General features: G+C 57.7%; 12 protein-coding genes. 6 read left to right on the top strand and 6 right to left on the bottom strand.

The genetic code is table 11. From position 1 onward, the window contains the following. Positions 1-3: 3 nt before the first annotated feature. Positions 4-720 (bottom strand): HAD family hydrolase, encoded by a 717-nt coding sequence (locus JJB99_RS03255; protein ID WP_200497374.1) that lies wholly within the window; start codon positions 718-720, stop codon positions 4-6. Between the two features lie 29 nt (positions 721-749). Further along, a complete protein-coding gene (locus tag JJB99_RS03250) occupies positions 750-1,832 on the bottom strand; it encodes an ABC transporter ATP-binding protein (RefSeq protein WP_200497373.1) in 1,083 nt (360 codons plus the stop codon). 208 nt (positions 1,833-2,040) lie between these two features. Between JJB99_RS03250 and JJB99_RS03245 the strand changes: the two genes are divergently transcribed. The 6 genes from JJB99_RS03245 (at position 2,041) to JJB99_RS03220 (ending at position 10,878) form a co-directional block, all read left to right on the top strand. Beyond that, positions 2,041-2,979, top strand: coding sequence for a LysR family transcriptional regulator (locus JJB99_RS03245; RefSeq protein ID WP_200497372.1), 939 nt, complete (start codon positions 2,041-2,043; stop codon positions 2,977-2,979). 734 nt (positions 2,980-3,713) lie between these two features. Next, positions 3,714-4,103: a hypothetical protein gene (locus JJB99_RS03240; RefSeq protein ID WP_200497371.1), complete on the top strand. Its 390-nt coding sequence runs from the start codon at positions 3,714-3,716 to the stop codon at positions 4,101-4,103. A 789-nt stretch (positions 4,104-4,892) separates the two neighbouring features. Beyond that, positions 4,893-6,548: a recombinase family protein gene (locus JJB99_RS03235; RefSeq protein WP_200497370.1), complete on the top strand. Its 1,656-nt coding sequence runs from the start codon at positions 4,893-4,895 to the stop codon at positions 6,546-6,548. Between the two features lie 984 nt (positions 6,549-7,532). Next, complete coding sequence (locus tag JJB99_RS03230) at positions 7,533-9,122, top strand: recombinase family protein (protein WP_200497369.1); 1,590 nt, start codon at positions 7,533-7,535, stop codon at positions 9,120-9,122. Further along, a complete protein-coding gene (locus tag JJB99_RS03225) occupies positions 9,100-9,978 on the top strand; it encodes a ParB/RepB/Spo0J family partition protein (RefSeq protein WP_200497368.1) in 879 nt (292 codons plus the stop codon). The genes JJB99_RS03230 and JJB99_RS03225 overlap by 23 nt, the downstream gene beginning before the upstream one ends. 3 nt (positions 9,979-9,981) lie before the next feature. Then, on the top strand, positions 9,982-10,878 hold the full coding sequence (locus JJB99_RS03220) for a plasmid partitioning protein RepB C-terminal domain-containing protein (protein ID WP_200497367.1): 897 nt from the start codon (positions 9,982-9,984) through the stop codon (positions 10,876-10,878). Between the two features lie 293 nt (positions 10,879-11,171). Here JJB99_RS03220 and JJB99_RS03215 read toward each other — a convergent pair whose 3' ends face one another. The 4 genes from JJB99_RS03215 to JJB99_RS03200 all read right to left on the bottom strand — a co-directional run bounded on the left by JJB99_RS03215 (position 11,172) and on the right by JJB99_RS03200 (position 19,227). Beyond that, on the bottom strand, positions 11,172-11,576 hold the full coding sequence (locus JJB99_RS03215) for a hypothetical protein (RefSeq protein WP_200497366.1): 405 nt from the start codon (positions 11,574-11,576) through the stop codon (positions 11,172-11,174). A 27-nt stretch (positions 11,577-11,603) separates the two neighbouring features. Continuing rightward, complete coding sequence (locus JJB99_RS03210; protein ID WP_200497365.1) at positions 11,604-13,955, bottom strand: hypothetical protein; 2,352 nt, start codon at positions 13,953-13,955, stop codon at positions 11,604-11,606. 5 nt (positions 13,956-13,960) lie between these two features. Then, on the bottom strand, positions 13,961-15,190 hold the full coding sequence (locus JJB99_RS03205; protein WP_200497364.1) for an esterase/lipase family protein: 1,230 nt from the start codon (positions 15,188-15,190) through the stop codon (positions 13,961-13,963). 638 nt (positions 15,191-15,828) lie between these two features. Then, positions 15,829-19,227: a TM0106 family RecB-like putative nuclease gene (locus JJB99_RS03200; RefSeq protein WP_200497363.1), complete on the bottom strand. Its 3,399-nt coding sequence runs from the start codon at positions 19,225-19,227 to the stop codon at positions 15,829-15,831. Between the last annotated feature and the right edge of the window lie 57 nt (positions 19,228-19,284).

Genomic DNA, 19,284 nt, shown 5'->3' with positions numbered 1-19,284 from the left:
TGATCACGCCGCAGCGCCAACGGCCGCGTCCGCGAAGGCTTTCATGGTCGGGAAATGGAAATCCGGCTCGGTCAGCTTCTCCACGGCGGGCGTGCCGCCGAAGCCGGCCATGCCCTGGCGGCGCTCGATCCAGCACACCTTGTAGCCGAGCGTTCGCGCGATTCCGATGTCGTGGTACTGGCTCTGCGCCACGTGAAGGATGTCGGCCTGCTTATAGCCGAAGGCAGATTGCCGGCCCTTGTTATAGGCAAAGAACTCCGGATTGGGTTTTGCCACGCCGGTGTCGTCAGCGCAGACGGTGTCGTCGAAGGGATTGCCGAGCGCGTGTGCATAGCAGGACAGCGCGACGCGATCGGCGTTGGTCATCGCCACCAGGCGGAATTTCGTGCGCAGGCGCTTCAAAGCCTCGGAGGAGTCCGTGAATGGTGGCCAGCGCAGCACCGCGAGCTGGAACACGTCGCAGGAGGAATCGTCGGCCGGCAGCCCAAGCTCCTTGGCGAGATGGCGATAGACGTGGAACATCACCTCGCTCGACCGCTCCGGATGCAGGTCGCGGCCGCGCTTGTAGGCGGCGAAGATCTGGTCGTCGGAGAGCTCGGCCAGTGACTTGCCCGAGATTCTGCGCACTGCGTTGAGCACGCCGGTCTCGAAATCGATCAAGGTGCCGACGACGTCGAAGGTGAGGACCTTGAAATTGCTGAACGAAGCTGTGGATGGCATTGGAGGCTTCTTCTCTTCTGTTGGGAGGCTCAGTCGCCCGCCTTCGGCACGACGATGGTATCCTCGGGGTGAAGGGTGACGGTCAGGCTGCCGCCGACGGGCGGGATGCGGCGATAGGCTTCGTGATGGCTCGGCTGGCGCAGGCTGAGCGCGGTGCCATCGGCAAGCGCAAGGAAAACGCGCAGGCTTTCCCCTTGGTAGACGACATCGGTGACGATGCCGGTCAGGTGGTTGCGGGCAGCATCGATTCCGCCATCGCCGATCAGGAGCTTTTCGCTGTGCACCACGAGCATGAGGTCGTCGCCTGCGGAAATCGGACGGGCGCTGCGCAGCACCGCGCTGCCGAGCGCGACACTGCCGGCGTCGACGCGGCGGACCGGCAGTAGCGTCGCTTCGCCGATAAAGCTGGCAACAAAGGAGTCCGCAGGATGGTCATGCAGGCGCGCCGGCTCGTCGATCTGGATCAGCCGCCCCTCCTTCATGACCGCGACGCGATCGCTCATCGTCAGCGCCTCGCGCTGGTCATGGGTGACATAGATGATGGTGGCGCCGATCCGCCGGTGCAGCTCGCGCAATTCGATCTGCATGGATTCGCGCAGCTGCTTGTCGAGGGCGGAGAGCGGCTCGTCCATCAGGATCAGGCGCGGCTCGAAGATCATGGCGCGCGCCAGCGCGACGCGCTGCCGCTGACCTCCGGAGAGTTGGGCGACGCCGCGTTCCTCGTAACCGGACAGCCCGACCATCGCCAGCGCGGAACGCACCTTCTCAGGCCATTTCGTCTTGGGCAGGTGCCGTGCCCGCAAGGGGAAGGCGACGTTCTCGCCGACGCTCATATGAGGAAACAGCGCGTAGTTCTGGAATACGACGCCGATGTCGCGCTTGTGCGGCGGCATGTAGGTGACGTCGCGGCCGCCGAAATGGATCGAACCGGATGACGGCAGGATGAAGCCGCCGAGAATGCCGAGCAGTGTGGTCTTGCCCGATCCGGACGGTCCGAGCAGCGAGACAAACTCGCCGGCGTTGACGTTGAGGGAAACATCGTCGAGCGCCCGCACCGCACCATAGGCCTTGCTGGCGCACCTGATCTCGACGCTTTCCGCTCGTTTGTCCAACGATCGACCTCCGTCCCATTCGGTGGCGCGCGGCGCTGCGCGACATAAGCCTGTTTTATAGGCGGCGCTGGAGCAATCTCGCAGCGCACCATCGGATGCACGCCAATCTGCTCTCGCAACCCTTGTTCGTAGGCTGTCATGCCGATGACATCAGAGTTGGCAAAGCTCGGCAATTGCCAAATTCTTACCAGGCACATAACATGACGTTATGCCAGAGCTCCGCCGGATGCTGCCCTCGTCAAACGCGTTGTTCGTCTTCGACGCGGCCGCACGCAACGGCAGCTTCACCGCGGCCGCAGCCGAATTGAACGTCACGCAACCTGCGGTGAGCCGGATGCTGGGCCAGTTCGAGGAGCATCTCGGCGTTCGGCTGTTCGACCGCAAGGCGGGCCGCGCGGTGCTGACCGAGGAAGGTGAACTGCTCTATCGCCGCGTGCTCGATGGATTCCGCAGCATTGAGACCGGGCTGATCGAAATCGAGCGGCGGCGCAAAGGCACCGAGACGGTCACGCTGTCGGTGTCCTCCGCCTTTACGACGCATTGGTTGATGCCCCGCATTGACAAGCTGCAGCGGCGCTTTCCAAGCGTCGATCTGCGCTTCCAGCTGATATCAGGCGCACTGCGCGGTGCGGTCGAGAATGTCGACCTCGGCATGCGTTTTCGCGACCGCGACGAGCCCCATTCCGACGGTACACTGGTTATGAAGGAGGTCATGCTGCCGGTCTGCAGTCCAGGCTACATGAGCGAAGCCGAACCTGCGCAAGGCAATACGATCATTCGTCTCGTCGATACGCCGGGCGACTGGGCGGCGGACTATCCGCACTTTCTGACCAAGCGGCGCGGGCCGGCCAAGATGTTGAGCTTCACGGATTATGCCGTGGTTGTGCAGGCCGCGCTGCTCGGCCAGGGCATTGCGCTTGGCTGGCTAACGGTCACCTCGCACTGGCTTCTGACCGGAGCGCTGGTGCCGGCGTCCAATACGCTCGCCACCACGAGTCGGATCTGCGAATTCCTGCCGCCGCGCAACCGCCCGATGCGCCCTGTCGCCGCAGAAATCCGGGACTGGATCATCGAGCAAATGCGCACCGAAATCGCGAAAATCGACCGGGAGCATCCACGGCTTGGACTGATGGCCGCATGTTATTGATATCGGCAGCCGGACCTAGCCCGATTTGTCCTTTCACCGTGGCTGCGAGTTCGCAGCTCGCCTCGTAAAACTGCTCGCGCGGCGAACATCCGCAGATTTGTCAGCGGCGACCGGTAGACTCGACATTTTCCATGGCCGCTTCGACGCCAGCCCGCGGTCGCAGCCTTTGTTTCTGCGGGCGCGCTCCGAAACGATTGCCATTGTTATCGCGCAGAAGTCCGATTTACGCGCCCGAATATCCAAATCTACGACGCGCACGCAGTCTGCCTGTACCAATGGATCAGGGCGCGGTATCTCGTTGGTGTGAGCGTACAACATAGGCGGCTGGCGGAGGGAGAGAGTCTAGAAAGAAACTTGCTCAGCAGACTGCCTCTCAGGTCCTGAGATCCAGATCGAGGAATTCTCCCAGCAGATCTGGAGCCAGCCGGCGGCCATTCTGCCCTCTCCGAAGGTGCCTTTTGGCCTCGGGCTGCTACTTCTCCATAAGCCCGCTCGGCTAGCGGAAAACCGTAAAATCTAAGCAGCGCATACATGGCTCAACCAAACCGCTCGCCAGGCGGGCAAGGCACGCGCAGGGGACCGCTGAAACCCGCCGAGAACACCTCCGCCCTCAATTGGGATGTTAGACAGTCGGCTTCCAGAAAATATGGCGCTGGTGCTTAGCTTTCGGGAGGTACAGCTCCCTTGCATTCGCGCTGGGGTTGCGGTTTGATAGCCGTGAGTTTGGGGGGCCTATGCGAAAATTGGTGGTCATCGCGGTGAGCGCGATCCTAGGTGGTTGCGCATTTCAAAGAGCTGAGATCGCACAGGATGCGCGCGCTCAAATGGTGGGTATGTCGAAGGAAAGAGTGCTCGCCTGCATGGGTCCACCTGCCAACAAAGCCGTTGAAGGCAGTACAGAGGTCTGGGGCTACGATTCCGGAAATGGCATGCAGGTGGCTAGCGTCAGCGGCGATCGGTATAGTGCCACCGCGGTCAGCTCGAAGCGCTTTTGCAAAATCAATATTGTGTTCGCCGCCGGTCAAGTTTCTTCCGTAAATTACTCTGGCCCAACCGGTGGCATCCTGACGGCTGGCGAGCAGTGTGCTTATGCAGTTGATGCGTGCGTGGTGAAGCGACAGTAGCCGAGGGCATATTGATGCGAAACGCTGTAGCTCTCGCATGCTGTTGGTTGCTTTCGAGCGCACCCGGGCACGCTACATGCGGAGACAACGGCGGCCCAGGCTATCGGAGCCAAGCGGGCAAGTGCGTGGGCTGGGAGGGACTAGCCCGCCAGTGCGGGAATCCGCCCTCGGCAAAATGCACGCCTGAGAACGTCGCCGGGGGATCCGAGGACGCCGCAGCGAAGGGGTCCTCTATCCGTTCACTTATGGATCGCTCGCATGCACCCAAGGCTTCTGCAAGTCGTTGAAGCGCGAAGCCTACTGCGCCCATTCTTCGACCGTCCAAACGTAGCGACTGTCGAAGTCGTTATCCATATGGATGCTCGCCCTCCCTACTCTCGCCGCCATCGATCCGGCATCGCATCCGAGATAGATGGGCCACGCTTCGGTATCTCGAGCAATGGCAGAGGATCGGTTTCCAATCGGAACGTCTCTCGGTCCGAACAGCGCCGCAGCTCCAGGTCTCCATTCAGGCCGGGGCCCAGCATGCAGGCCTCGCACGCGCCGGCTTTCAACTTCGGCACCGGCAAGGTTTAACCGCCGTTGAGCGGAGACGAGTTTGAGGACGACGCGGAAATAGTCTCCTTAGACAACTGTCCACGCGGGCAGCCATAACGCAATTCTACCAAATTTCTGCAGTCGATTACGTCGATAAGCCAAGTAGCGACCAGAAATGACGAAACGCTCTTGAGCAATCGTAGGCGGAGGAGTTTTATCTGCGCTTGATGCTCTGTGTAGTGGAGGCGACGAATGGGCAATGCGCTGGTCGTCCACAAAGCTCATTTGCCGAAGGCGCTCCTGGGCGTTCGGGCCGCTCAGTATGTTCGGATGTCGACTGATCGGCAGCAGTACTCAATCCAGAACCAGGCTGCCGTCATTGGCGCATACGCTCTTGCCCACAACCTAGCGATCGTTCGGACCTATAGCGACGAAGGTGAAAGCGGTCTCCGCATAACGAACAGGGCTGGCCTGACTCAGCTTATCAAGGATGTTTCCACGGGGCAGGCGGATTTCTCTTGGATATTGGTATATGACGTCACTCGCTGGGGTCGGTTTCAAGACACCGACGAGAGCGCCCATTACGAATTTATCTGCAAGAAGGCTGGCATCAAGGTCATCTATTGCGCCGAGCAATTCGAGAACGATGGCAGCATGCTGTCGAACATCGTGAAGAACCTCAAGAGAGTAATGGCCGCTGAGTACAGCAGAGAATTGTCAGCTAAGGTACATGCTGGGGCATGCCGGTTTTCACGTCTAGGCTTCCTTGTGGGTGGCAAGGTCGGTTACGCACTGCAGCGGGAGCTGTTCGATAAGAATCAGGTGTCAAAGGGCATTCTCGAAAATGGCGCCCACAAATACCTAGTCACCGATCACGTAAGGCTCCGCCCCGGCAAAGCAAATGAGGTGGCAATCGTAAAATGGATTTTCCAGCGGTTCTTGACCTTGAAGTCAGAGCGAGCAATTGCCCGCGAATTGAACCGACATGGAATTACCGCATACGACGGCGGTCGTTGGCGAGGGTCGCTGATCAGCGCCATTCTCAAGAACGAGAAATACATCGGCGACCTTGTCTACAACCGCACTTCAAGGAAGTTAGGAGGACAGGCCGTAGACAATCCTAGCCAGGCTTGGATCACGAGTGAAGGATGTATCGAACCCATCGTGGATCGCGATAGCTTCTTCAAAGTGAAGAAGATTATCGAAGAGCGGCGCGTGAGCTTGCCAGAAGAAGAGATGCTACTTGGGCTACGCAAGGTGCTGTTGAAGGAAGGGCGGATTAGCCAAAAGATAATCAATGCAACGAAGCGATTGCCTAGCGACAAATCCTACATCAAGCACTTTGGTAGCCTCAGGAACACTTACAAGCTCGTTGGCTATGCCTCTCCGCACAAGGCCGACTATCTCGACACTCGGCAGAAATGGCTCGACGTTCTGAAGAGCCTTGTTTCTCGGGTAGCCAGCAAGCTCGCAGAGAGGGGCGCCATGGTCTCTATGCCTGCAAGCTACAATCTGCTGGTTAACGGCACCGAGAATGTCGGCTTCCGAATTGCCAGATGGAGCCCCGGGCGCGACGGCGAGCACCTCCCCTATTGGGTGATACAGCGGCGGCACGTAGCCACCGGCTGGATTGTTGCCATCCGGCTGGGAGAGAACAACAGCTCTGTGTTTGATTACGTGCTCCTTCCTACAAGCGTTACCGATAGAAATGTGATCAGATTTTCGGAGAGGGGACGTGCGCGGGGGAAGCTGGGCGTACGGCGCTTCGCATCCGAGGGCCCACTAATCCGCTCGCTCAGCCGATGCGTGGCCAATTCAGGCCGTTCCTCGCCACCCAAGCCAAAGCGGCCGAGCAAATCAGAGAGATCAAGCCGCGCCAAAACCAAGAACGTCCGCGCGCGGCATTGATCGAATGCAAATACAGAAATGCTCCTAGCAGCGTTCCGTAGTTCCTCCGAAAATCTCCATTGAGCTTAGCGATTTTTGAGAGTTCAGAAGGGATCTCCACTTCGTCCGCCATGATCTGGTTCCTATCGATACAACTAGAGCCAGCATCCTATGAACCACTGTTTTGCCCGACGGCACAAGTCGTTATTTTTGGATTTCCGAAGTTTTTGTGCGCATTTGGAACAACGCTGATTGACGTACGGTGGCACGCCCGGAACATGGCACAAGAAGAGGAGCGGTGAGGACGGCGCGGGATGGCTTTCTTCAGACTATTGAGCATGGCTTCGTTCGGCCGGCACTCCGCCGCACTAGGCCGCCACCCGCGCGGGCGCGGCACGATGCCCGAAGATCAATCGCGTTCGGCACGATTTTCAGATCAAGAGCCCGTCAGCCTATCAGCACCAGTTCGACTGGGAGCTTGCCGTCAAACGTGGCTGCTATAGGTTAGAAGGCGCAATGCCTAAATCGGCCGTGCAGGTCCTTCTTAGCAATCTTCAGCGGCTGAGTTCACTAGGCTACGTCTGTCCTGTGTCTCAATAACCTGCGAGAGCAGGTCAGCTGTGACTTGTAAGCTGTTCCTTACTTCCTCGAGCCTTCGACTGGATAACAACGCCGGTCGATGCGATAGCCTCAAAACAAACTCAAAGACTCGGTCCGAATTGCGCATGAGCTGCAAAAGATGTTCGCCGCTCGGGCCGTTCGTGCCCGAAAGCCAATTCTTAGCAGTCCTTTCATTCGCTCCCGTCCAGCGCATCAGAGTCTTGTGAGCTTGATGGCTCTTGCCAAGCTCGGACTTGAGGATATCGGCGATCAAGCTCGCGTAAGTGGGTGCCGCCCTTCCGTCGTTCGGAAACTTCTTGCCCGTTTTCGGAAACATGTTTCCCCCCGAGCTACGTTATAGTTTCAAATACTCGATCATGCATTCTTGACGCTAGTAGGGCGACGATGTTGCAGGGCACCTTTCATTCAGGCGCTGAACCGGAGAGCCAGGCCGCCAAACCCGCTGCGGAATACGTGCGGATGTCCACCGATCATCAGCAATATTCGACGGCGAACCAGTCACAAGCCATTCGTGAGTACGCTGCTCGTCATGGCTTCCGCATAGAAAGGACGTACGAGGATAGCGGGAAGAGCGGGCTCAATCTTGATGACCGGCGGGCTCTCAAACAGCTCATTGACGATGTGCAGAGTGGGGCGGCCGAATTCTCGACAATTCTCGTCTACGATGTAAGTCGCTGGGGCCGCTTCCAAGACGCCGATGAAAGCGCCTATTACGAGTACATTTGCAAACGCGCGGGCATATCGGTCCGCTACTGCGCGGAGCAATTCGAGAATGACGGCAGTCCGGTCTCGACCATCGTGAAAGGCGTCAAGCGGGCGATGGCTGGCGAGTACAGCCGAGAACTGTCAGTGAAGGTTTTTGCGGGACAGCGGCGGCTGATCGAGCTTGGCTACCGTCAGGGCGGCCCCGCCGGGTTTGGGCTAAGGCGGCAATTGATTGATCAAAACGGTGTCGCCAAAGCGGAGCTGGTTCGCGGCGAGCACAAGAGCATCCAAACCGATAGAATAGTACTCATCCCCGGCCCAGAGCGAGAGATCGAGACCATCCGGTTCATCTACGAGGCCTTCGTTGTCCAAGGCAAGAGCGAGCGGGAAATCGCGGACAGCCTCAATTCCAGAGGTCTCACCACTGATCTCGGTCGCTCCTGGAGCAGGGCCACCGTGCATCAGATCCTCATTAACGAGAAGTACATTGGCAACAATGTTTGGAACAGATGCTCATGCAAGCTCAAAGGGCGAAGGATCTATAATCCTCCCGAGCGCTGGATACGCCACGATCAAGCTTTTGAGCCCATCGTCGACGAGGACACATTCAGATCCGCGCAAGCCATCATTTCTGATCGCTCCAAACGCTATTCTGACGAGGAGCTTCTCGATGTGCTCCGCGGCCTCTTGGAGCAGCACGGTTATCTTTCTGGCATCATCATAGATGAACTGGAGATTGGGCCGTCCAGCAGCGCCTATCGCACTCGCTTTGGCAGTTTGATCCGCGCCTATGAACTCATAGGATTCACCCCAGACCGGGACTATCGCTATATCGAGATCAATCGCGCGTTGCGCCGGATGTATCCGGACTTCATTGCCGCCACGGTGCGCGGGATTGGGGCGATCGGGGGATCGGTCCGCCAGGATACGGAAACTGACCTCCTCACCGTCAACGACGAGTTCACCGCATCTCTTTGCCTCGTCCGATCTCAGGAAACCATAGCCGGGTCCTACCGGTGGAAGATACGCTTTGATGCGGGTCTACGGCCGGACATCACGGTGGCGATCCGGATGAACCAGATGAACAGCGCCGTGCTCGACTACTACCTCTTGCCGCGCTTTGAGATGGAAGCAGAGCAGGTTGCTCTCGCTGAACACAACGGCCTGGCACTCGATGCTTATCGTTTCGACACGCTGGATATGCTGTTTGAACTTGCAGCCCGCTCGCAACTGATGGAGGTCAGCTATGGGATCGGCTCAATGCATTGAGATCATTCCGGTCGGATCCATCGATGTCGTCAATCCGCGGGCACGCAACCGCCGGATCTTCAAGGAGATTGTGACCAGCGTCGCCGAACTAGGCCTGAAGCGGCCAATCACGGTCAAAAGGAAAGCCTGCGAGGGTGAACTCCGTTACGATCTCGTTTGCGGCCAGGGGCGCCTGGAGGCTTATCAGGCCCTGGGGCAGCGAGAAATCCCTGCCGTTGTCGTAGACGCGACCAATGAAGACAGCGCTATAATGAGCCTGGTCGAAAATTGCGCCAGGCGGCAGCACCGCGCCATCGACCTCCTGCACGATATCGAGGGGCTGCGTACACGCGGCTATGATTTCGATGACATCGCCCGCAAGACCGGCCTCAGCATCGAATATGTCAGGGGCGTGAGTAGTCTGTTGGAAGGCGGCGAGCACCGGCTACTCCGTGCCGTTGAGGCGGGACAGATGCCCGTCAGCATCGCTGTGATGATCTCGCAAGCGCAGGACAGCGACATCCAGTCCGTGCTGCAGCAAGCTTACGAGGAACGCCTGCTGCGAGGGCAAAAGCTGCTGGCGGCCAAAAAGCTGATTGAGCAACGCCGCCGGCGGGGAAAGGGCTACAAGACCGGTCCGAGGCGAACCGATGGGGCGCCGATCAGCTCAAACGCGCTGCTGCGCGCGTACCGGCAAGACGTCGACCGCAAGCGCGTCCTCATTCGTAAGTCCAACAGCACCAAGGCGCGCTTGATCTTCATCCTAGAGGCTCTTCGCAAGCTCTTGGTCGAGCCGGAGTTTTTGTCGATCCTTGAGGACGAGAAGCTCGATACGCTCCCGAAGAACCTGGCGCTCCGGCTGCATGGACAGGCCTAGGCTATGGCACGGCGTCCCCACATCTCGGTGCGGATGAGCTTTGAGGAGCGGACGGCGATGGTCCGAATCGCCGACATCCAGCCTCTCAAGCTGGTCTCTGAGGAGGTGAAGCGCTCGCCGAAATATCGCCAAATCGCAGCATCCGTTGCGGAGATCGGCTTGGTCGAACCGCCCGTCGTGGCGCGCAGCCGTGACGGTCAGGGCAAATTTCTGCTGCTGGACGGTCATTTGAGGCTCGAGGTGCTGCGCGACCGCGGCCTCTTAGAGGTTGAGTGCCTGGTCTCAACCGAGGATGAGGCCTTCACCTATAACAAGCGCGTCAACCGAATCGCGATCATTCAAGAGCACCGCATGATCCTGAAGGCGATCGAGAACGGCGTCTCGGAGGCTCGAATCGCAAAGGCGCTGAATGTCGATGTTGCGAGTATTAGGAGGCGCCGCAAGCTGTTGGACGGTATCTGCACTGAAGCGGTCGATCTGCTCAAAGAAAAGCACCTGACCCTCAACTCCTTCTCCGAGCTGCGAAAGCTCGCGCCGATCCGACAGATCGAAGCCGCCGAGCTGATGATTGCGATGAACAACTTCTCCAACAGCTATGTGCGCTCGCTCGTGGCGGCGACGCCCCGCAATCAGTTGGCGGCCGGCTACACCCCGCGCGCACCCAAAGGCCTATCGGATGAGCAATTGGCATTGATGGAGCGGGAGTCTGCGTCGCTTGCAAGAGAGTTCAAGGTGGCGGAACAGACCTACGGGACTGATCATCTCGATCTGGTGCTGGCGGTCGGCTATCTGTCGAAGCTGTTACGAAACGGCAAGGTGGTCGGGTATCTCGCCAAGCACTTTCAGGAATTGCTCTTTGAATTCCAGAGGATCACCGAATCCGAGGCCAATGCGGCGTGACTTCCACGGCTCATTTAAGTCGATTACGTCGCATTCGCGTATGCCGCATTATGGAATGATTCAGACGAGATCCGCTCGGGTGCACTCAGCGGGCGAGCGAAGTTGTAAATCTGACGTCAGCATTGGGTCTTCGCTACAAATTGCGAGGACGCTTGGCGGCGATAGAACAAGCTATTCGTTCAAATCCGTCCTGGCGGTCACACTCGCAGGCACGTTCAAGTTACTGTCGACGAAGGTTGAGAACGATGTCGTCCCACGCACCGATTGCGGTAATGTCCCTGGGCGTAGGCCCGCTAAGCTTGCTCTCTAGCAGCCATCGGCAATTCTGAGGCGTACATCATCATAAGTGTCCCATACTCATCTGATGCTTGGTCCTGAGCGATGCGCCCCAGGAGAAGCTTTGTTCGAAAGACATTCAGCTTGGTGTACATAAGTAAGTGAAATTTCCATTTTTCCCTGAAGAGGAGGCTCTTCTCCGTCCCCACCAAAACGGTGGCGATGCCGGCGAGTATCGCCGCGACTTTAGATGCGCCACTCGCCGCGAAGTAGGTTGCGCCAGCCGAGCAAATGAGTGTTCCGACCGTTGTGAGAACGTAGGCACTCATAGAGAGAATGCGCCAACGCTTCTGGAAAGCGAGCTGTGAAGCGAGATCCGCCAACAACGTCGAATACGCTTCTGAAGTGTCAGAAACCGACATGAGAGCTTTCTTAAGAAGCGAGGGGAATTAGGGCTTTACTACAGGCTGGACTTTGTCGCCATAAATCCATTCAGGCGTAGGCCGCTGTTGATCGAAATCGTCAGGTGAAAACGACAAAAGCTGAATCTGCTCTGACTTGAGGTATCTGAGAAGCATCATCGACGTTGAAAAGTCACTCAAGCGCCAAAAGTCTGGGTGCATTCGCTGGAGCCAAGCTAGTGGCATTCTGATCTCCGCCTCACCTTTTGGCAGATGTTCTGCCCGATCTTCGTCGGCTCCAGCCGCCTCGCTAACTCGAAATAGAGAAACGGCAAATCGCCCGTCTTCATCAGCATTTCTACTAGAAGACGTGTGAACTGCCAAAGTTGACGTTGAGCCGTTTTGGTCGAGATCAATTACTCCGTCTTGTTCAAAGAACTGCCACGTACCGGCTCCTTCTTTAGCGGCATCCAGCGCGCTACGCATGTTGTTTGCTGTATGCTCGTCGAGTGCGACGGCGTTGGCTTCATCGAAGAGCCGCTTAGTATCGTTGAACCAAAAATCGATGCGGGCTGCCGACCAAGCGAGCTCGCGTCCGTGAACGGCCGGATGGAATACGATCGAACGTGGCTGTTCTCCGTGGGTCGCCTGGTATTGTTTTTCGGCTTCCTGGACTGCCTCTACAGCACTTTTGGCGAGATCAATTTCTTGGCGAAGCTGATTGAGCTTCGCTTCAAGCTTCTTGATGTCTGCTGCCGGATTGAGGGAATCAAACTGAGTACCGAAATCGAGCCCCTGGTTGAATTTCTGGGAAAGCGATTTTTTTGCGGATGCGACTGTAGCATTGTACGATGCGATCAAGCTTTCGTACCTCCGGATCGAGCCCTGCTCCTTGTTGGCGAGAGCTTCCAATCCTTCCGGCAACACCCAAGGATTCATACTCATTAGCACTGTAATGTCACCCTCAACGAACTGTGCTTCCGGGTTGAACGCCCCCCAAAGTAGCTGGTTTGCCGCCATGAAGCTGTCGACATGTAATCGTTTTGATGCTGCGACTATAGGGTCGCCCTTGCATTGACCCAGCATTTCCCAAACGAACTTGAACCAATTTTCTTTGCAAGGAGCGAAGGAAATCACTAAGCGTCCAAAGCGTTCGTTTGTTTTGTCGGCGATCCAATAAGCCTTGAGTGGCCGCCGAGCTACCTCGCTTCTCATCTCGGCGCCAACAGCGATACCTCTCGCCGCTCTCGGTGACATGATTGCAACTCGATAAGTTCGTGGTACCGGCGGCGAGCGCGGTGCCCATGCAGGAAGTGGTGGCGCATTTCCTACGTTGCTTCTTCGCTGGAAACTCTGCTCAACGTACTGCTGATGTTTTTGTGCCAGCCCACTACCTCCGTTTGGTCGCGGCTGCGGAAAAGGAAGCCCTCCGCCGCTAGCTAGCGGGGTATCAGCAGTGGACTCTGCTGCTCTAGACAGTGCAAGGGTCACCTTTGCGTCGGAAGACATGGGGTCGGCCGAGGACTTTGCTGAACCTTGTTTTGCATCGTGAGTTTGTTGGAAAGCTGCGTCACCTTGAACGAGCCTCTGTTCGAGCTCGCTGAGTTCGCTCGAGAGGCTGACCATCACCTTGGCTACGGCCGGGTCGACAGCGAAAGCACCACTGGACCGGGCGAAGTCCTCGATAACTCGCTGAACGGCTATTTGAAGCTTGGGAGGTGGGGTGTGCGCAATAAAGGCTGCTGCTATTACACCTTTTCTGCTCGTCGCGCGGCGCACTAGATCATCGAACTTGCGAACAGCATCTTTGCCGTCACTTGAGCTCTTCAGGTTCAGGTTTCGAAGGAGAACGCCCCGTACGTGTCCCAAGCCTCGCGAACTTGTGTGCTCGCTAAGGATGGTCAAAGCATCCTCGATAGCTGGCGAAAGCTCCTTTCCGATGGTGGTAGAATCTATGGTGGCGATATCTGCGAAAATGATCGGCCCCGACCGCCGAGGGACGGCGTCAAGAAATTTGAGCCTTGGATCTTCAGCGAGGGCGGCTGAGGTAGACGACAGGGTATCTTTTAAGCGCGCGAGGAGCAATTCGCCCTGTCCAGATCCCCCGCTTTCGGCCCGTTGGTAGAGCATTTCGATTTGGGATCGCGCCGAAAAATTGTAGTATTGGAAGTCGGTTTTCTCTTGCGCGTCACGCAAAGCTTTTTGAACGTCTGGCCCAAGCCGGTTGAGTACCTGGCTGGTTGACTGGACGCCCTGGACGAGCGCTTGCTCAAGCAGTCCGCTGAATATCGGAGCGTCCACAAAGCTAGGTTTTACCTCTGCGAAAGCGGCACTAAAGCATGCAGAGAAAACTAGAGTAGTGGCAAAGAAGATTTGGCGAATAAATCGATTTGCAACCATCAAAGTTACTCCAGGGATTCGAGAGTTCTCCTCAGTTCACTGAACGCATTGACTGCTTCAGGCCCGTACAAGGCCGGATCCGGAGCATTTGGTGCTACCGTAAATGCAGCAAGGGTTCTCCTTGATTTGTTTCCGGCAAGCGTCAGTACCTCAGTCCAGAAATCGATAAAATTCCCAGGCGACATACCGAGGTCATGGGGTTCTATGAGTATTTGCTGCTCCGTGTTGTTTTCCGGATTCAGCTTAATTCGTAGGGCATTTACACCATTGATGAAATTTCTGGCAGCGGGCAGCGTCGAGTACGCGCGAGCAAACGCTTTGATCGTTTCATAGGGTATCTGGTGCGGCTTTACGGCGGGGTAATTCTTGATTCCCAACAGCCATGTCTCACTCTCGCTTCTATTGCACGAGATGAGAGATGCCGTCTCCAAGGTCGCGCTATTCGCTTGTTCCTTGGGAGGCTGTACTTGTTGACTCAGTTCGGCTGAAAAACAGGTCGAGATAAAACGTTCTACGGTTACATACAGAAGGTCTTCGCGGGATTCAGGCTTGCACATTGTGAGATGCGTGCCGTCCAGGGGTATTGCAGCAACTGCCTCAATGGTGGGATCAGCTGCAGTTTCGTCGACAACCAGAATTCCGTGCGTTGGTTGTTTCTCGTAGAATGGAAGCGTCTTGATCTTCAGTTGCCGGGCGGCGTTTCGATACCATTCATTGATATCTCGAAGGCTTGGACTGTTTTTAGCCAGTTCTGTGATCGAAACTGAAGTGCCGAGGATCGTTCCGAGTCGACTCAGCGTTCCAGCGATGTCCGCGCCCGTGTGAGGCGTTCCCAAAAAGACGACGCCCCTTGTTTGATTGGCAATAGCGCGCCAGTTGTCGATGCCGCCTGTACTGGCTAGGCGAATCATTTGCTTAACCAGAAGTCCGCCGAGGCTGTGACAAATGAAAACGAGCGGCTTCTCTGCAAGGGGCTCAAGCCAAGTAAGCGTTTGCTTGGCTCGATCGAAGATGGGCATCGTAGTGCCCAGCCAAGCTAGCGGCGCGGCCTCATAAGATAACGAGTAGATGTCAAGCTGCGGAAAGTCGTCGGCGAGCCATTGCGGCCAGAAAAGGTTAGCGTCTTTGCCCTTTTGCCATGTCGCGAATGCATCCCCGCCAAGACCATGGACAAATATCACGCCACCAAGTGAAGGTTGCGTTCGCCTGTTCGATATTTTGTGGAGCCTGCTCACCGTCTGGCCTGCGTCCGATGCAATTGAAATATCTGTTTAGATGCAATCACTTAGCGAATATAATTGTATTCTGGCGGCTATTCCCGACAAATCAAATAGTGGCACACTTTGGGATTGTTTGGCTAGACGGTTGATCTTGTTGCGTGGGCTGGACGATAAACGGCACCCGGAAAGTAGCCAAAAGCGTACGCCACGCTGCCCCGTTCAAAATCCGATCGATATTCGGGTTGCGGGACTGGCTCAACAATTTTGGTTTCTCCGTCAGGCCAGCCTCCGCGGGGCTTGTTGATACCAGTCACTGTGACTTCAGACCAGTTGTAAGAGGTGCAAGACTCCTCCCTGCGTCCTCGACGCTGCCGTCTTCGCAGTTAAAGACGGATACCTGGCGCAACCACGAAGGTCATAGCCCGCGCTCGTCCTGCCGCGACGGGTCCGGTGGTCCGCCAAATAGACCGTGCCATAAGGCAACGCGGAAACCGACTGACTTCGCCTCGGGAGGGCGCCGGCCGAAGGGGCGATGACTGGGTGCGGCCGGAGCTGAGTGGCTGCGTTCGCACATCCGTTGTTATGGAAGAAGTCGGCCTTTGGCCGATCCGGCCCCGCTGACTAACCTGCCCGCAAAGCTTTGGAGCTCGCAACTAAAGCGGACGAGCCAACTCGAGATAGCGGCAGAACGCGTTTGCCAATTGCATCTGGCGGGGCGTTCGGCACTCAACCTCGAACAGCCGCGGACAGGCGACCAAAACACAGATGCACTTAGCCCGCGAAGTCGCCACGTTCAGCCGGTTCGCGCTGTAGAGAAACTCCATTCCGCGTGGGGCGTCGGCATGAGACGAAGTCGTCATCGAATAGATCACGATCGGCGCCTCCTGTCCCTGAAACTTGTCGACGGTACCAATGCGCGCACCCGGCAATCGTTCCTGAAGTTCGAAAACCTGGGCGTTATAGGGAGCGATGATCAGGATGTCCTCCAGCCGGATTGTCGATTCCTCGCTTGAACCGTCGACCCAGCTTGTGTTGCCGGCGAGAATTTCATCAACGAGTTTCTTGATCTCGTCCGCCTCCTCGCGAGACGAATTCTGGTTGCCGACATGCTGGACAGCGAGGTAGCGCAGCCCCACCCCGTTCACACGGCTTGATGACCTGATCTCCTGCTGCTCCAATCCAGCACGCGAGCGAAGTCGGCTTTCATAGAAGAGCTCCGATGTAAAGGCGCAAATATCGGGGTGTAAGCGCCATGTCTCCTCGAGGAAAAGGCCGTGGCCAGCCCCGATCGTTGCATGTTCACCCAAGACATGATCAAGCGCGGACGTTGCAACGCCATCGGGATGGCTTCCCTGTATCGGCTGCTCAAGCTGCCTTGGGTCGCCCAGAAGAACGATGCTCTCAGCCGCCTGCGAAACGGCCAACACGTTTGCCAATGACATTTGCGCCGCTTCGTCAACGAACAGAACATCTACACTCCCTGCCGCATCTGGCCGCGCCCAAAACCAGCTGGTGGCACCGCCAACCCGGCAGCCATTGCCAAGCGCGTTGATGAAGTCCGGGTTCTTCGTCGTCTGCTGCAGTCCCGGCAGAGAGGCCGGATCATCCTTGACCTTTTGAATGCATTGAATTGGAATTCGTTGCTCAGCGGCCGCTTCCCGAGATTTGTCAAGCAAGTGGCGAATGACCTTATGGCTATTGGCCGTAACACCAACTGTCCGCTGATCCCGCACAAGCGCGCAAATCATGCGTGAACCGGCGTGGGTCTTGCCAGCCCCAGGCGGCCCCTGCACCGGCAAAACGCTCTGATCAAGCGAGAGCGCAGCACGTATTGCGGTCGCTAGCGGCGACTCGCCGGCTTGCTCGAACACCTGCTCGAACAGTCGTGGAGCGACTTTGAGCAGCAAGTCGCGAGCAGCACGATATGCACCAGGCCCAATGATCCCGTGGTCCGCGACATACTCACCAATCCGGAACACCGATTCAGCGAGAACCTGATTGTCGATGAATTTATGCGCGAACACGGCCTCGGGGTGGAAACTGGCCGTGTCCTGGCGCTTCTTGATGTCGATGGTTCTGTCATCATCGGAAATCGCTACAACACTGCCAAGCTTGGCGCCGCCTGCGTTTCTCAGATCATCATCAGCGCGAACATCCGTCTCCTGAACCGCGAACCTATAGCGGTGAATGGGCGCCTTCGCTGTTCCACCAACGTGACTGAGAAAGGTTAGCTCTCCCAACCCCGCGCGCTCATACAAGAGATCCTCGGCCGACAAATCGCTCAACCGAAAATACTCCCACCAGACCGCCTTGTTCTCTCGGCCGAAGAAGTCGATCAGGTGAGCCAGCAGCCCGCGCGCCTGCTGCTCTGGGCTTCGTTCGGCGACGTCGTCAGGAACGTCGCCGGTCAGCCGCGCGACAAGCCCGGCGACCCGGCGCTTCCAATCGCTGAGATCCGCGCTAATTTCGGCAGGCTTGGGCTGCGGGCGATCGATCGTCTTCCCCTGAGCGATTAGCCCGCTCCGTACCCCCTCGAGCCAGTCCCTCAAAGCGCGGGTCGAGGCGCAGTCATCCCGGTTGTATCCGACGATGGCTGCCTGATCACCGACATCAATCGCATCAGCATCGTCCAATTCGAGGCTGGCCTGCACGCGTGCCATGGCGCGGCCCACATCGATCAACGCAACGACGCGGTCAAATCGGTAGAGCGGCTCTAGCTTCTTGATCGAGTAGCTTTCGACGCTGGCGCGAATACTCTGCCGAACAATGGCGTACAAGTCCACGAATACGCCGGCCCGAAGCAGATTGTCGACCTCGTCCTCTCGCGTGGCGTATCGTCCCATCAATCGCTTCAACGCCGCCGGCTCATAGGGAGCGAAGTGATAGATGTGCAAGCCGGGATGCTTGCTCAGCCTCTCCGTAACGAAGTCGATGAATCGCTCGAACGCCGCCCGTTCGTGCTGCCGTGTGGTCACCCAGTCGCCGACATAGGCGTCTGTGCCGTCGTCATTGGCATAGAGGTAGCCGAACAAGAACTCGAGCCCGCCGCCGTCCACGAATGGATCGCCCTCGAAATCGAAAAAGATGTCGCCGGCTGATGGCTCAGGCAGCCTGAATAGACCGAAATCCGCGACCAGCGGCAGCGCCTCGTAAAGCACCTGGCCCGCCCTGCGCCCCTCGACCTGGAGCCTCGCTTGTTCACGCACCTTCTCGTAGCTTGGCGCAGTACCCCGATCAGGTCGCCACTGCAGCGGGATAGGGAGGGTCGCAAGTGCGGCCATTGTACCCGCACCTCGCCGGACCAGCTCCTCGATCTGAGTTTTGGCTATTCCGGCGACAAGGGACAGGTGATCGTCGGCGCGCCGCCTCGAAGCACAGGGCTCGCGCCATCGACAGACCTCGCAGTGCTCGATCGGATCCGGATAGAGGCTGTCATGCGGAGGCGCAACCGCAAAGCTCTCCAGGCTTCGCCTGATACGCCGGTAGAATGCCGCAAAATCAGCAACGCGGTAGGCCTCCGGCTGGTACTCTGTCCCGGGCGTCACAACATGGGCCGTCTCCGGGACCTTCTGCTGTGTGATCGCCAATAGATCCGAGTAGAGGCTCAGCTGCAAAACCGTGTTGCCCTTGGTCTCGCGGGCCAACTTGGTGTCGGTGACCTCGTAGGACCAGGCGCCCAAACCGCTGGGTGTCTCGACTCGCCGCAGCACGTCAGCGCGACCGCTCCAATGCCCATTCCGTAACGCCGCCTGAACGATTACCGCATCGCCCCGCACCATCGCTTGCTGCGTTTGGTCAACCGAGACATCATCGACACCGACGCCGTCGATAGCCGTGACGGTCCCACCCTCCTTGGCCAGGTGATCGACGAAACCCTGCTCATGAGCCTTGCCGCGCTCCGCCAGGGCATTGAGGGTCGGGTCATCGCGGAGTTTTGGCTTGGCCAGTTCGCCGTGGGCGACCTTGATGTCGAGGTGTGTGAGGTAACGACAATTTAGATGGCCGACGAGGTCGCTCGCGCTGAAGACGATCCCCTCACCACTCCTTTGCATTCACTTCTCCGACGTTTGTTCTGCAATGCAGCAGGGAATGGATTCGGCCTGACATCA

Source organism: Bradyrhizobium diazoefficiens (assembly GCF_016616235.1).
Classification (GTDB): Bacteria; Pseudomonadota; Alphaproteobacteria; order Rhizobiales; family Xanthobacteraceae; genus Bradyrhizobium; species Bradyrhizobium diazoefficiens_H.
The sequence above is the reverse complement of the archived record's forward strand: the minus strand, read 5'-3'. Positions and strand labels throughout refer to the sequence as shown.